At 65.3% G+C, this 13,601-nt stretch carries 14 protein-coding genes; 5 read left to right on the top strand and 9 right to left on the bottom strand.

Translation table 11 applies throughout. From position 1 onward, the window contains the following. Window positions 1–62: 62 nt before the first annotated feature. Window positions 63–566 (top strand): hypothetical protein, encoded by a 504-nt coding sequence (locus ACVMIH_RS01755; protein WP_229158651.1) that lies wholly within the window; start codon window positions 63–65, stop codon window positions 564–566. 44 nt (window positions 567–610) lie between these two features. On the opposite strand, the gene ACVMIH_RS01750 is transcribed toward ACVMIH_RS01755, so the two are convergent. Then, on the bottom strand, window positions 611–1,165 hold the full coding sequence (locus ACVMIH_RS01750) for a DUF3617 domain-containing protein (protein ID WP_229190224.1): 555 nt from the start codon (window positions 1,163–1,165) through the stop codon (window positions 611–613). A 265-nt stretch (window positions 1,166–1,430) separates the two neighbouring features. After that, window positions 1,431–2,015 (bottom strand): DUF3617 family protein, encoded by a 585-nt coding sequence (locus ACVMIH_RS01745; RefSeq protein WP_158074169.1) that lies wholly within the window; start codon window positions 2,013–2,015, stop codon window positions 1,431–1,433. A 329-nt stretch (window positions 2,016–2,344) separates the two neighbouring features. Here ACVMIH_RS01745 and ACVMIH_RS01740 point away from each other — a divergent pair, with 329 nt between their 5' ends. Then, on the top strand, window positions 2,345–2,719 hold the full coding sequence (locus ACVMIH_RS01740) for a hypothetical protein (RefSeq protein ID WP_057017069.1): 375 nt from the start codon (window positions 2,345–2,347) through the stop codon (window positions 2,717–2,719). A gap of 62 nt (window positions 2,720–2,781) precedes the next feature. On the opposite strand, the gene ACVMIH_RS01735 is transcribed toward ACVMIH_RS01740, so the two are convergent. The 5 genes from ACVMIH_RS01735 to ACVMIH_RS01715 all read right to left on the bottom strand — a co-directional run bounded on the left by ACVMIH_RS01735 (window position 2,782) and on the right by ACVMIH_RS01715 (window position 7,633). After that, a complete protein-coding gene (locus tag ACVMIH_RS01735; RefSeq protein ID WP_018270873.1) occupies window positions 2,782–3,045 on the bottom strand; it encodes a hypothetical protein in 264 nt (87 codons plus the stop codon). A gap of 97 nt (window positions 3,046–3,142) precedes the next feature. Then, window positions 3,143–3,913 carry an SDR family NAD(P)-dependent oxidoreductase gene (locus ACVMIH_RS01730; protein WP_456860521.1) on the bottom strand — a complete coding sequence of 257 codons (771 nt, stop codon included), beginning with the start codon at window positions 3,911–3,913 and terminating at the stop codon, window positions 3,143–3,145. 53 nt (window positions 3,914–3,966) lie between these two features. After that, window positions 3,967–4,764 carry an SDR family oxidoreductase gene (locus tag ACVMIH_RS01725; protein WP_168858924.1) on the bottom strand — a complete coding sequence of 266 codons (798 nt, stop codon included), beginning with the start codon at window positions 4,762–4,764 and terminating at the stop codon, window positions 3,967–3,969. Next, entirely contained in the window at window positions 4,764–6,152 is a 1,389-nt protein-coding gene (locus ACVMIH_RS01720; RefSeq protein ID WP_456860519.1) for a transaminase, read from the bottom strand. The genes ACVMIH_RS01725 and ACVMIH_RS01720 overlap by 1 nt, the downstream gene beginning before the upstream one ends. Next, on the bottom strand, window positions 6,149–7,633 hold the full coding sequence (locus tag ACVMIH_RS01715; RefSeq protein ID WP_456860517.1) for an aldehyde dehydrogenase: 1,485 nt from the start codon (window positions 7,631–7,633) through the stop codon (window positions 6,149–6,151). The genes ACVMIH_RS01720 and ACVMIH_RS01715 overlap by 4 nt, the downstream gene beginning before the upstream one ends. A gap of 217 nt (window positions 7,634–7,850) precedes the next feature. Between ACVMIH_RS01715 and ACVMIH_RS01710 the strand changes: the two genes are divergently transcribed. The 3 genes from ACVMIH_RS01710 to ACVMIH_RS01700 all read left to right on the top strand — a co-directional run bounded on the left by ACVMIH_RS01710 (window position 7,851) and on the right by ACVMIH_RS01700 (window position 11,247). After that, on the top strand, window positions 7,851–9,113 hold the full coding sequence (locus ACVMIH_RS01710) for a Tm-1-like ATP-binding domain-containing protein (protein ID WP_057017064.1): 1,263 nt from the start codon (window positions 7,851–7,853) through the stop codon (window positions 9,111–9,113). Beyond that, a complete protein-coding gene (locus tag ACVMIH_RS01705) occupies window positions 9,110–9,775 on the top strand; it encodes an HAD family hydrolase (RefSeq protein ID WP_057017063.1) in 666 nt (221 codons plus the stop codon). The genes ACVMIH_RS01710 and ACVMIH_RS01705 overlap by 4 nt, the downstream gene beginning before the upstream one ends. Before the next feature lie 119 nt (window positions 9,776–9,894). Further along, complete coding sequence (locus ACVMIH_RS01700) at window positions 9,895–11,247, top strand: aminotransferase class III-fold pyridoxal phosphate-dependent enzyme (protein ID WP_456860515.1); 1,353 nt, start codon at window positions 9,895–9,897, stop codon at window positions 11,245–11,247. Here the strand turns inward: ACVMIH_RS01700 and ACVMIH_RS01695 are convergent. Both ACVMIH_RS01695 and ACVMIH_RS01690 read right to left on the bottom strand, forming a co-directional pair. Then, window positions 11,233–11,550 carry a hypothetical protein gene (locus tag ACVMIH_RS01695; protein WP_456860513.1) on the bottom strand — a complete coding sequence of 106 codons (318 nt, stop codon included), beginning with the start codon at window positions 11,548–11,550 and terminating at the stop codon, window positions 11,233–11,235. The genes ACVMIH_RS01700 and ACVMIH_RS01695 overlap by 15 nt on opposite strands. Continuing rightward, the gene (locus ACVMIH_RS01690; RefSeq protein WP_253587267.1) at window positions 11,547–13,559 is read right to left on the bottom strand and encodes a copper amine oxidase; all 2,013 of its coding nucleotides are present in this window, start codon (window positions 13,557–13,559) and stop codon (window positions 11,547–11,549) included. The genes ACVMIH_RS01695 and ACVMIH_RS01690 overlap by 4 nt, the downstream gene beginning before the upstream one ends. Window positions 13,560–13,601 lie beyond the last annotated feature (42 nt).

Below are 13,601 nucleotides of genomic sequence, written 5' to 3'. Positions count from 1 at the left end.
TGGAAGTGTGGTAAAGATCGGACAGGTCGAAGCTGAAAGAACAACGGCTTAGCCGGATTAACTTGGCCAAAGGCAGTATTTCCCCGGCCCCGTTCGTCCTTCCCGGCGATTTGGAGCAGCAGTCGATGCGGGTGATTCTTCAGGCGTGTGCCGCTGTCCTGATTTGGGGATGTTTCGGCGCGGCGGCCGCGCAAGCCCCCGCACAACCTGTCCCCCAGGAGACCACGGTCGAGCGCCAGGTTCGCGCCCTGGCCAACCGGGACACCCAGATTGGCCTCTATCTCAACGTGTTACCTGATTGCACGTCGGGCCCGCTGCCGACCATCCGCCTAGTCGCCGCGCCGGCTGCCGGAAAGGTTGTGGTGAAGTCGGCGAAGGCGAAGGCCACCAATTACAAGGCCTGTTTGGCGCTCGAGGTGCCGGCCTATGTCGCCTTCTACAAGGCGCCGCCGGAATTTCTCGGCGATGACGCGCTGACCATCGAGGTCAAGTACCAGGGCGGTCGAACCGAAATTCAGAAGATCACCGTCAAGGTGAGTGCACCAGGCGGGCAGCAGAAGATCTGATGGGTGTTGCCGGCGATCTGAGGCCCGCGCGCCGACCAATCGCCTTACAGCGGCTCGCCCTCGGCTTCGTCCAGCTGCAACGACACCTCGCTCGGTGCGGAGGCCGGCTGCCTGAGCGAAGCTCTATCCTCGTGGCAATCGCTGATTCGGCGGGCAACCACCCGGTCGGTCCGCGGCGCTTGACCAACATTGGTCTTGTTGACCTCGGTATAGGCCTCGTCGCTGAGAACCGTGATGACGGTGCTGACCGGCCCGAGATAGTCGCAGCGGTTGGAGAAGACGTATTTGTTGTTGATCTTCTCCGGCCGCGAAGAGTGGCAATTTCCAACGGACGGAGATGAGAAGGTCGCCTTCATCGCCTGGGTTGGATCGACACAGCGCGTCATTTCGCGCTCGAGCAGCGTTTGCCGGACGTTCGAGGACGTGGCGATTTCCAGCGTCCGCACGAAGCGCCACATTCCCTTTCGGAAGGTCGGCCCGCTGAATCCCTCCTCCGCCATGGCGCTCGGGGAGGCGAGCACGAACACGGAAAGCGCGGTCACGACGCCAAGCGCGGATGCGAAGATCTTCGACGGGGCGAAGCCCTCACGCGATGTCATTTATTGAATCCTTAACCGGCCGATTGACGCGGATCGCGTGACTTCGCTTGAAGCACGTCCAACCTCACATCATTCAGGAGCATTTCGTGTTAAGACCCCGTAAATGCTTGGTCTTTCCTCGACGCTCTCACGAGTCTTGCGCCAAACACGGTGAATGCCCGGTTGCTTCAGGCCGAGGCAGCTTCGGCGCGAAAGGAAGCGCAGCGTCTGCGTCGTCGGGGACAAATGGACGCCTCGTCCGCCGCCACTGCCGTTTGATTGCCAGCTAGTGCTGCAAAGCCGCCGCAGCGGACTTGTCAGTCTTGGCCTCGGACTTGGCCTCAATCTTGGCCGCGCTACCGTCGTCGCAGTCGCCGATCCTTGTCGCGACGACCGTGTCGGTCCGGGGATGCTCTCCGGTGCTGATCTCGTTCAGCTCGGTATAGGCCTCGTCGCTGCGCACGGTGATGACGGTGCTGACCGTCCCCATGTAATCGCAGCGGTGTCCGAAGGTGTATTGATTACCGACCTTCTCCGGCTTGTCCGAGACGCAGCTTCCGATCGATCCCGAGGCAAAGGTCGCCTTCATGGCGTGGGTCGGGTCGACGCAGCGCGTCGTCTCCGCGTTGACCATCCGATACTTGAAGTTCTTGTTGGCCGTCCTGACCACATCGAGCGTTCGCACGAAGCGCCACAGACCTTTGCGGAAGCTCGGGCCAGAAAAGGCTTGATCGCCCTGAGCCGGCTGCGCCGCCGCTGCCCGGCCGTTCGCCGGTTGAGGAGCCTGAGTCTGCGCATGAGCTGCCAGCGCAGGCAATGAGACAATCATCAGGGTCAGCAGCGAACGTGCAATGCCACCACGGAAGTCCATTCCCACCCCCGATGTCCGTCCGAATGCGTTCGTGATGCGATCCGGTCAGCGCATTGAAGCAATCTCCGGAACACGACTCAATACATCACACCACTTGCAGGGCGAATTGTGGCCAGTAAAGGCGCATTAACGCTACCGGGCAGCTTGCAGCCGAATTCAGACTTACTGCAGCAAACTTGCAACACCTGACACGCCATTCGCGATGGCGCCGGCCGATCTCCCCCGCACCGCATTGGGCAGAGAGGTTTGACCTCAGAGGTTTTTTTTGCTCATTTAGCGCGAGATATTTTCTTCAATTACTTAGCCTATCGCTGGACGAGGGGGCACTGATGCGTATTCGGTTTGGCTACACGGTCGCAGGCATTTTGGCGTTGGGTGCAACGTTGTTCGGCAACTCCGGGCCGGCGGCGGCAGCGGACCTTGGCCTGGTCACAAAAGCACCGGTCGGCACCTGCACCGAGATCGTCTTCACCTGCGAGAACGGCCATCAATATCCGCTGTGCCCGCGCGCTGTGTCGGTCGAGGGCGAAGTGGTCACGGCCTCCCTGCTCACCGACCGTGGCGGCATCCATGTGCGGCACGTTCCGATGGGCGTCGGCTATCGCTATGCGGGCCGCGGCGTCTGGCTGGACGGCTTCCGGGAAAACGCGCTGCTCAACTTCGGCAAGCGCCACCAGGTGGCGTGTACCATCGCGCATTCATGAGTGCGCGCTCTGCGTCGCTGCAATGGGCGCGACGCAGAGCACCTCAAGCAGCCGAACTCTCCTCACCCCTTGGTGCGGAGCACGGCGCGCGACGAGCGCGAGAACATATATGCCTTCGGATTGACGTAGACCGGGCAGTAGTCCTGCCACTGGTACAGCTGCCAATTCCATTTCCAGCAGCCCGATACGATCTGGGGCTCTTGCACGTAGTCCAGCCGGTACGGCGGATCGCCAAACGGATAGTAGTCGCCGCATCGCGCCGCCGTCGAAGACAGAACGACGATTGAAGCGGCCGCGGCAATGATCACGGAAAATGACTTGTTCATAACGCCCCTCGATCGAATGACGTGACCGCACGAGAGTGCCAAATCCGCCGGTCGTTATCAAGGTGCCGGCCGCCTGCCCGAGACGCCAACCGGCCGCCTACACCGCGCGATTCTGCGTCGGCGCGCGGCCGCCGCCGTCGGCGACCAGCACCGCGCCGGTCACGAAGGACGCCTCGTCGGAGGCCAGAAACAGGCAGCACGCGGCGATCTCGGCGGGCTCGGCCATCCGTCCCAGGGCAATGCGTTGTTCGACGCCGCGAATCTCGGCATTGACCGTGGTGCCGTTCTGGTCCGCGAGCAGCTGCATTTCATGGGCGCTCATCGGCGTGCGCACCCAGCCCGGCGCCACCGCATTGGCGCGGATGCCGTCGGCGCCGTGCGCGTAGGCCAGCGAGCGCGTATAGGCGACGACGGCCGCCTTGCTGGCGGCGTAGCTTGCGCTGTCCGGGCTGGCATTGAACGCGGCAACCGAGGCGACGTTCACGATCGCGCCGCCGCGCTGCCGGAGCAGCGGCAGGGACGCGCGACAGACCCGCATCGTCCCCGTGAGGTTGACGTCAAGCGTTTTGGCCCACACCTCGTCGGAGACGCTGGCCGGCTGATCCGGCACGATCAGGCCGGCGGCGTTGACCACGATGTCGAGCCACGCCCCGCAGGCGGTGACGGCCTTTGCGATATCGTCCGGACGCGTGACGTCGCCATGGACCGCCTGCCCTCCGCACTCCGCCGCGGCGGTCTGGAGCTCTGCCTCACCGAGCCCGAACAGCACGACGCGCGCGCCGCTCAACGCCAGCAGCGCCGCCGTCGCCCGGCCGATCCCCGTGGCTGCGCCGGTCACCAGCGCCGTCTTTCCGTCGAGCCGCGGCATCAGGGCATGATCGGGAAAAGTGGAAACCGGTTTTCCGAAAAGACCATGCTCATCTAGACTCCCCACTGCCGTTCGACGGCAAATCCGGTCTCCGGCAGCGTCGAGCCGCCATCGACGACGATGGTCTGCCCGGTGACGTATTTGGCCTCGGTGGAGGCGAGATAGAGCATCGCGCAGGCGATGTCGTCGGCGCTACCCATGTGCCCCATCGGAATGAAGCGCTCGAGCTTCGCCTTGTTCTCCGGCGCGCTCATGGTGCCGCGGCCCGGCTTTTCGATGAAGCCGGCCTCGACGCCGTTGACCGTGATGCCGTCGCGCGCGAGCTCGAAGGCGGCGCCGCGGATGAATGCGTTGACGCCGGCCTTCGCCGCCGAGTAATGCGCGCCGCCGCCCATCGCGACGCGCGCGGAGACCGAGGATGTCACGAGGATGCGCCCGAACCTGACGGCACGCATGTGCGGAATTGCGGCCTGCGCGAGCCAGATGCTGGCGTTGAGGTTAAGCGCCAGCGTGTCCTCAAGTTTGGCTTCGTCAAGCTCTTCAAGCGATGACCACGGACAGCCGCCGGCATTGTGCACGACGATATCGAGCCGGCCATATTGAGCAGCGACGCGATCGACCATCGCGCGCAAGCTACTGCGGTCCAGCCGGTCGAACGGGACGCAATAGGCCGCCCGTCCATCGGCCGTCAATTCGCGCGCCAACGCCTCGGCCACATCAAGCGTCCGGTTGGCGATCACCACGGTCGCGCCGGCCTCCGCGAGCCGTCTCACGATGGCGGCGCCGATCCCCCTGCCCCCGCCGGTGACGATGGCGATGCGGCCGTCAAGATTGAACGGAGGCACCTGCATCAGATCGCTCCTGCGCCGCGCAGCAAGTCGATGAACCGCGCCAACACCGCCGTGTGTGTGTCGACGTCGCGCGCGGACGTCGCCGGACACATCAGCAGCATGGTGTGGAACGGGGTCACCAGAATGCCCTCGTTGATGTAGAACGCATGCAGCAGGGTCTCGAGATCGGGTTGCCGGCCGGCAATGACGTCGGCGCCGCTGCGTGGCGGCTGCGGCATGAACATGATCTCGGCGCGCGCGCCGATCTGCGTGACGTGCCAGGGCAGACCGGCCGCCGCGATCAGCCGGCGCGCTTCCTGCGCAAGCCAGGTCGCGGTTCCGATCATCCGCTCGTAATTCGCAGAGGTCAGCACCTTCTCCAGCACCGCGCGCATGGTCGCGACCGTCAGCGCGTTGCCGGCAAGCGTGCCGCCGAATCCAAGATGCGCCGATTGCCGCTCGCGCGGATTGACGTGGGGAACGAGTTTCCAGAGCCGCTCGGCGATCTCCTGGCTGAGACCGAATACGCCGGCAGGGATGCCGCCCGCGATCGCCTTGCCCGCGACGAAGATGTCGGGCTCGAGTCCATGGCTCTTCGTGTAGCCACCCGGCCCGCAGGACAGCGTGTGGGTCTCGTCGATAATGAGGACGGTGCCGGCGCGGCGCGTCAGCTCCCGCAACGCTTGGTGAAAACCGGGATCGACCGGGATCATGCCGAAATTTGTCATCAGCGGCTCGGTCAGCACGCAGGCGACGTCGCCATGGGCAAGTGCCGCCTCGAGGCCCGCGACATCGTTGAATTCGACGACCCTGCTCACCGCATCATGATCGATGCCGTTGGGATGGATCATGTTGCGCAGGCCGACCCGGCCGTCGCGGATCTCGACATGCGCCTCCTCGACGCCGCCATGATAGCAGCCGGAGAACACCAGCACCTTGCGCCGGCCGGTGATCATGCGCGAGATACGGATCGCCGCGCGGTTGGCGTCGGTCGCCGACGTCGTCAGCGTCCAGTATTTCGGGCCGAAGCGGCGCGACAGTTCGGCACCGACCCAGATACTGTCTTCCGTCGGCAGCATCATGGTCGCGCCACGCTTGAGCTGAGCGAGCGCCGCCTCGGTCACCGCCTCGGGCGCGTGCCCACACATGCCGCCGGTGTCGCCAAGGCAGAAATCGATGTAGTCGCGTCCGTCGATATCCCTGATATGCGCGCCCTGCGCCTCCTCGGCATAAACCGGGAAGCCGCCGGCCCAGCGCCGCATCCAGTGCGACGGGCCGCCGTAAAGGTAGTGCTGCCTTCCCTCCTGCCAGGCTGCGGCCGATCGCGGGCGCAGCGCGCGAAAGCGCTCCTGCTCGGCATCGAGCAATCGGTTCAGAACGCCGGCGCGTTCGGCAGTTGCAGCTGTCATAGCGCGATCCAGGCGGTCTTGAGGTCGGTATAGGCGTCGAGGGCGTGCAGCGACTTGTCGCGTCCGAAGCCGGATTGCTTGAAGCCGCCGAGCGGCACCGTGATGTCGGCGCCGCCATAGGCGTTGACGTGCACGACGCCGGCCTTGATGGCGCGCACCATACGATGCGCCGTCGACAGACTTGCGGTCCACACCGCCGACGCAAGTCCATAGGGGGTCGCATTGGCGAGCGCTGTGGCATCTTCCTCGCCCTCGAACCGCGTCACTGCCAGCACCGGGCCGAACACCTCATCGCGCCAGACCTGCATCGACGGCGTCACTTCGGTGAGGATCGTAGGCGCCATGAAGTTGCCGCCGCTCTCGGCGCGGATTTGCTCGCCGCCGATCAGCCGCGTCGCGCCCTGCGCTTCCGCGCCGGCAACGGCATCCAGGTTCTTGCGCAACTGCGGCTTGCTCGCGATGGCGCCGATATCCGAGGTCAGTTCGAGGGGATCGCCGACGCGGAGCTTCGCGGTTGCCTCGCGCAGTTCGGCCATGAAGCGATCATAGATCGAGGATTGCACCAGGAGCCGCGATCCGGCCACGCAGACCTGGCCGGAGTTTCGGAAGATGCCGTTCGCCGAGACCTTGGCCGCATGCTTGATATCGGGCGCATCGGCGAACACGATGTTGGGCGACTTGCCGCCAAGCTCGAGATGGACGCGCTTCAGGTTCGATCGCGCCGAGCATTCCAGGAGACGCCGGCCCACCGCACCCGAGCCGGTGAATGCAAGCACATCGACATCCATGTGCAGCGCGAGCACTTCGCCGGCCGTTGCGCCGCGGCCGGTGACGACGTTGAGCACGCCGTCGGGCAACCCCGCCTCGGTCGCGAGCTCGGCAAGCCGCAGCAGCGTCAGCGACGCCAGCTCCGGCGGCTTGACCACGACCGAATTTCCGGCGGCGAGCGCCGGGCCGATCTTCCACGCTCCGATCATCAGCGGGAAATTCCACGGCACGATCACGCCGACGACACCAAGCGGCTCGCGATGCACGAGCCCGAGCACATCGCCTGAGGTCGGCGCGATCTCGCCATAGACCTTGTCGATCGCCTCGGCGTAGTACCGGATGGTGCCGGCGGCCGAGAGCGGCTCGGCCTTGTAGGCCATGCTGATCTCGGTGCCGTTGTCGCGCACGCCGAGCACCGCAATCTCGAGCGCGTGCCGCTCGATGAGATCGGCGAACCGCAGCAACACCTTCTTGCGCTGCGCCGGCGCCGCGCGCGACCAGCTGCCCTGCTCGAAGGACTGCCGCGCATGTCTGACCGCGGCGTCGACATCGGCCACGTCGCCGTCAGCTATGCTGGTCAATACCTTGCCGTCGATCGGCGACACGACATCAAGCCGCGCCTCGCTGATCGCCGGCGCCGGCCGGCCGCCGATGAAGAGCTGCTGAGCCGGAATGACGGCCACGCGTAGTCGATCGATCTGGGCTTGCTGCATGCGAGACAATTATGATGATGACAAAGGCGGCTTCCGAGCGAGACCGCTGGCACCGCGCAATCCTCGCCAAATCAAGGCTTTGGCAGCAATCAACCGATAGGTGGATGTCACGGCAAGGCGCGCCCCCATAGCGTGATCGCACGATGGCCGAGCGCTCCGCCTGCGTTATCCAAACCGGTTGTCACCATCCCTTACGCCTGCCGGCGAGCCGAAGGTCATGCCTGAGATGACGCACCCCCGCATTCTCCTGATCGGAACGGGAGACACCAAGGCCGACGAACTGCTGTTCATGAGCGAGTGCATCGCCCGCGCCGGTGGCCGAACCATCATGATGGACATCAGCGTGCTCGGCGATCCGCCGTACCAGGCGGCACATGACAAGCACGCGGTGGCGGCCGCCGCACAGACCACGATCGAGGCGATCGCATCGAGCGGCGACGAGAATTCCGCGATGTCACTGATGGCGGTTGGCGCCGCCAATCTGGCGCGCGCGCTCGCGGAGCGCGATACCATCGACGGCGTGATCGCGATCGGTGGCACGATGGGTACCGACCTTGCGCTCGACGTCGCGCAGGCGCTGCCGCTCGGCCTGCCGAAGCTGATCGTCTCAACCGTCGCCTTCTCGCATCTGATCCCGCCGGAGCGCGTCGCCGCCGATCTGATGATGATCCTATGGGCCGGCGGTCTCTACGGCCTCAACGGCACCTGCACCGCCGTGCTGTCGCAAGCCTGCGGCGCGATCGTCGGCGCCGCCAGAAGCGCAATCAGGCCGCGCAAAGACCGGCCGGTCGTTGCGATCACCTCGCTCGGCAAGAGCTGCCTACGCTATATGGTCGAGCTCAAGCCGCAGCTCGAGCGGCGCGGCTACGAGGTGGTCGTCTTCCACACCACCGGCATGGGCGGCCGCGCGATGGAATCGATCGCCGCGCAAGGCGGCTTTGCCGCGGTGCTGGACCTCAGCCTGCAGGAGGTCGCCAACCAGCTCACCGGCTCGGTGGTCAATTCCGGCGCTGACAGGCTTGAGAATGCAGGCAGAGCCGGCATTCCACAGATCGTCGCGCCGGGGGCGATCGACATGGTCGACTTCCCGGCATGGCTTGGGGTTCCGAGCGAGCTGTCGGATCGTCCATTCCACGCGCATAACCGGCTGCTTGCGTCGGCAACGTCGGGATCCACCGATCGCCAACGGATCGCCCGCGCGATTGCCGGGAAACTGTCCCAGGCCAACGCTCCCGTTGCCTTCGTGCTGCCCGCCGGCGGCATCCAACAATGGGATCGCGAAGGCGAAGCGTTGCACGATCCTGACGCTCTCGCCGCCTTCGTCGACGCCATGCGATCGGCGATCAAGGCGCCGGTCGAGCTGCACGAGATCACCGATCACATCAACAGCGCCGCATTCAACGAAACGGTGCTCGGCGTCTTCGACCGATGGGTCGCTGCCGGCATTGTCCCTCGCGGCCGCACCACGGTTGCCGCATGAGGAGGCCGCTTGCCCAGGCGCTGGTGCTCGACTTCGGCGGGGTAATCTCGAAGACATTGTTCGAGACCCACGACCTGACCGAGCGCACGCTCGGACTCGCCCCCTGCACACTGAAATGGCTCGGACCGTTCGCGCCCGACAGCGATCCGCTCTGGACGAGCATGCAGCTCGGCGAGATTTCGGAACGCGACTACTGGCTGACCCGCAGCCGCGAGGTCGGGCGCTTGGTCGGCGAGGACTGGCGCGACATGGAGACCTTCGTGAAACGCGCGCGGGGCGCCGATCCCGACACCGTGATCCGCCCTGAGGCAGCGCGCGCGATCACCCTCGCCGCCGATGCCGGGTTCCGGCTCGCCATCCTCTCGAACGAGCTCGACCTGTTCTACGGCACCGATTTCCGCAGCCGTCTTTCCATCCTCGAGCGCTTCGACACCATCGTCGATGCCACGCATACCGGGATCCTGAAACCCGACCCTCGCGCCTATCAAAGCGTGCTGGACGAACTGGCGCTGGAGGCAGACAATTGCGTCTTCGTCGACGACCAGCGCCGCAACATCGCAGGCGCCGCCGCATGCAACATGCGCACGGTGCTGTTCGATGTGCGCAATCCTGCCACGTCCTACAGCGAGGCGCTGCGGCATTTCGGGCTGCAGTTCGACTAAAGCGCTTTCGAGCGAAGCGGGTACCGGTTCGCGTGAAGAAAACGCGTCAAGACCAGAATCTGGAGCTCGGTCCCGATTCCATCGGAACGAAAAAGGCTCCAACCGGACAGGGAACGATCATGCGCGACAGAAACTTCCTGGTTGAGAACAACGCCAAGCCGATCTGGCACCCGATGGCTCATCCCGCCGAGATGCGGGCGCAGCCGCCGCGGATCGTGATGAAGGGCGAAGGCGTCGAAGTCACCGATATCGACGGCAAGACCGTGATCGATGCGGTCGGTGGATTGTGGAATGTCAATCTCGGCTACAGCTGCGATCCGATCAAGCAGGCGATCGCGGACCAGCTCAGCGCGCTGCCGTATTATTCGGGCTTCCGCGGCACCTCATCCGGCCCCTCGATCGAGCTAGCCTACGAGCTCACCGAATGGTTCAAGCCGGAAGGCATGGTGCGCGCTTTCTTCACCTCGGGCGGATCGGACTCGGTCGAGACCGCGCTGCGGCTCGCGCGGCAATACTGGAAGATCAAGGGCCAGGCCGACCGCACCAAGTTCCTGGCGTTGAAGAGGGGCTATCACGGCACCCATTTCGGCGGTGCCTCCGTCAACGGCAACGCCAATTTCCGCCGCAACTACGAGCCGATGCTGCCCGGCGTGTTCCATATCCCCGCGCCGTCGACCTATCGCAATCCCTTCAACGAGACCGATCCCGCAAAACTCGCGCAGCTGTGCGTGGCGGCGATGGAAGAGGAGATCGCGTTCCAGGGCGCCGACACCATCGCGGCCTTCATCATGGAACCGGTGCTCGGGGCCGGCGGCGTGATCGTGCCGCCGGACAGCTTCATGAAGCTGGCCCGTGAGATCTGCAACCGTCACGGCATCCTGATGATCGCGGACGAGGTCGTCACCGGTTTCGGGCGCACCGGCGCATGGTCGGGTTCGCGGCTCTGGGGCGTGAAACCCGACATGATGACGATGGCCAAGGCGATCACCTCGGGCTATTTCCCACTCGGCGCGACGCTGATCGGCGAGCAGGTTGCGGAAGCTTTCGAGGCCGACACGACCACGTTCGGCTCGATCGGCCACGGCTACACCTATTCCGGCCATCCGGTCGGCTGCGCCGCGGGCCTTGCGGCGCTCGCCGAGACCCGCCGCCTCAAGCTGGACGAGAATGCCGCCGCACGCGGCGAGGACCTTGCGCGGGCACTTGCCGCGCTCAAGGCGAAGCACGCGCTGGTCGGCGACGTCAGAGGCAAGGGTTTGATGGCCGCACTCGAGCTGGTCGCCGATCGCGACAGCAAGAAGGCCGCCGACAAGAAGACGATGGCGAAGGTCGCCGATGCGGCCTACGAGGCCGGGGTGATGCTGCGCGTCTCCGGCAACAACCTGATCCTGTCCCCGCCCCTGATCCTGACGTCGGCCGACGTTCGGCGGATCGCCGAAGGAATCGACGCCGGCCTCTCAGCGGCCGGTTGACAGCACGCTGACGCAAGCCATGGCGCGCTCGAACAGCGCGCCATCCGCATTGTCGCGGTCGAGGCAATCGGCCAGCGACGCGGCCGACATACTCTGGTCGGTGCAGAAGATGCGCATGAAATCGGCCGCCAGCGCGACCTTGCGCGGCGCGGATTGGCGCTCCCAGTCGCGGCTGCTCAGATAGAGCAAGGACGCATCGTCAATGCTGATTTCAGCCGCTGCGCCAGCAGCGGCCGGCCCTGTCGCGAGCAAAGCCAGCAGCGCGCCGGCCACCGCTCCGATGCAACGCGCGCGGCCGCTCATTTCGTCTCCCTGGCATTCACCATCGGCGGCACGTCGAGCGCGGGATTGCGATCGAAGAAGTTGAACGGACGCAGCCGGAAGCCATGCCACAGGCCGGGCATAACCGGCCAATCCTCGGCGCGCGGCACGTGGCGGAAGCCGACCGTGTACCACAGCACGAGGTCGCGGTCCTCGATCGGCCGCTTCGCCGCCGTCCATTTCGGCAGGCCGTCGACCTCGGGGTTTCCGTTCGGATACATGCCCGCGGCGTAGCGCTCGTCCTTGGCGTAGGCCGAGGTCCATAGCGTGTAGGCGCTGAAACCCGCGCGCAGCTGGATCGGATCGTCCTTGGCGAGCAGCGAGACGTCGGAGTGACCGGGCATCAGCTGATAGCTCGTGCGATAGCCGCGGCTGTTGGTCTTGCCTGTGCTCTCGATCCTGAACTGTGCCGCGTTCAGCGGCATGGTGATCGGCCCTTCGGTCGCAACCGGCCTGGTGTCGACCTGCCAGAGGCTCTTGCGCTGACCCTGCTCCAGCCGGCGGACATTGAAGCGATCCTCGACCAGCCGGTTCGAGGTGCCGTCGACGTCCATGTCGATCCGGAACGTCATGTAGTGATCGTGATTGACCGCGAGCAGCCGTTCGTCGACCAGCGTCCCAAAGGCGGTATCTTGCGCCGCCGTCGGGTCGCTCAGTGTCTTGCTCGCGACGCCCTTGGTCGCATCGATGCCGTAGGCGCCGAGCCGCACATCGATATTGCCGGCACGGTCGAACACGTAGTCCACCAGATAGTCGTAATTGCCGACCACCGGCGCCATCCGCACCACCAGCTCGTTGTTCGGCCGCACCTCGGCGGTGTTGTTGATCAGCTCGCTGTGGCGCCAGATCGGATCGCCGGTCGGGCGCTCGAAGATGCAGACCGCGCCCTTGGAAACGACCGGCGCACCCTTGGTATCCGAGATCGTCAGGTCGAGATAATGCGCGCCTTCGGGACAATCCGCGCCGCGCTGCAATTCGCTGGAGAGCACGCCAAAGCCATACTCACCGATGTCCATATAGGCGCGGAACGACCAGGTCGGCGCCGGATCCATATAGGGCACGAACATCTCGCTCGCCGAAATCTGGTAGGCGATGTCGCGAAGCGTGCCGTGGTCGTCGTAGCGGATCAGCGACAGCACGGCGCCGACACGCGGCTCGAGACGGACATGGAACGACCAGTTGTCCCAGTGGACCTGGCCGCCCTCCACCTTCACGTTGCTGCCTTCAGGCGCGGTGATTTCGATCGGCTTCGGTGGCTTGCGATATGTTCCGGAGTCGGCATAGGCGTGCGAGGGCGTCTGCGGCGGTGGCGGCACCACGCCGAGATCGGTCACCGACAGCACCGTTTTGCTCTTGAGATCGACCTGAGCGAACAGGTTCTCGATCGGCTTGCCCCAGAGATTGTTGGCGGCGCCCGTGGTGTCGACACAGGGAACGTTGAGCAGGCGGCGGCCTTTCAGGACCGGGTCGCTCACCGGACCGACCGTCAGCGGCAGACACATGACGTTGCGGAAATCGGTGATGCCGCGCTTGGCCATCGCGGCGATCCAGCGCGGGTCCTGCTTCGGCAGGTCGCCGGCGGAGATCAGCTCATCGATGGTCAGCGCAGCCTCGTGATCCCTGACTTCCTGCCAGCCGAGCAGGCTGCGCGCGGCGAGATCGACATGGGCCTCGTAGAGATGCGCGCCGCTCAGCAGCGTCGCGCTGGCCCGGCGCGTGAAGGGCTGTCCGGGCTTCCACGCCCGCACCTCGTCCTTGGGATCCTCCTCGACCGACATCGAGACGACCCGCGCCGAATCGTCGAGCTTGCCGGCGCCGCGCAGGATATCGGAGACCGAGCGGATTTCGTCGGTGGTGAGCCCGTCCATCGGGTGCGTTGCGGCCGCCTGCGGCCACATCCGCCGCTCGGCCTGCGCCGGCAGCGGCGCCGCCAATGTCGCGACCATCAGACTGGCCACTGCCCACACGCCATGCCTGAAAATCAGAGCCATTCCGCCCTCCACTCAAAGCCAGAACTGTCAGAATACAAGCAA

The sequence above is a fragment of the Bradyrhizobium sp. USDA 4503 genome, assembly GCF_054055815.1.
Note: the sequence above shows the minus strand (reverse complement) of the source record. Positions and strands in the feature narration are given on the sequence as shown.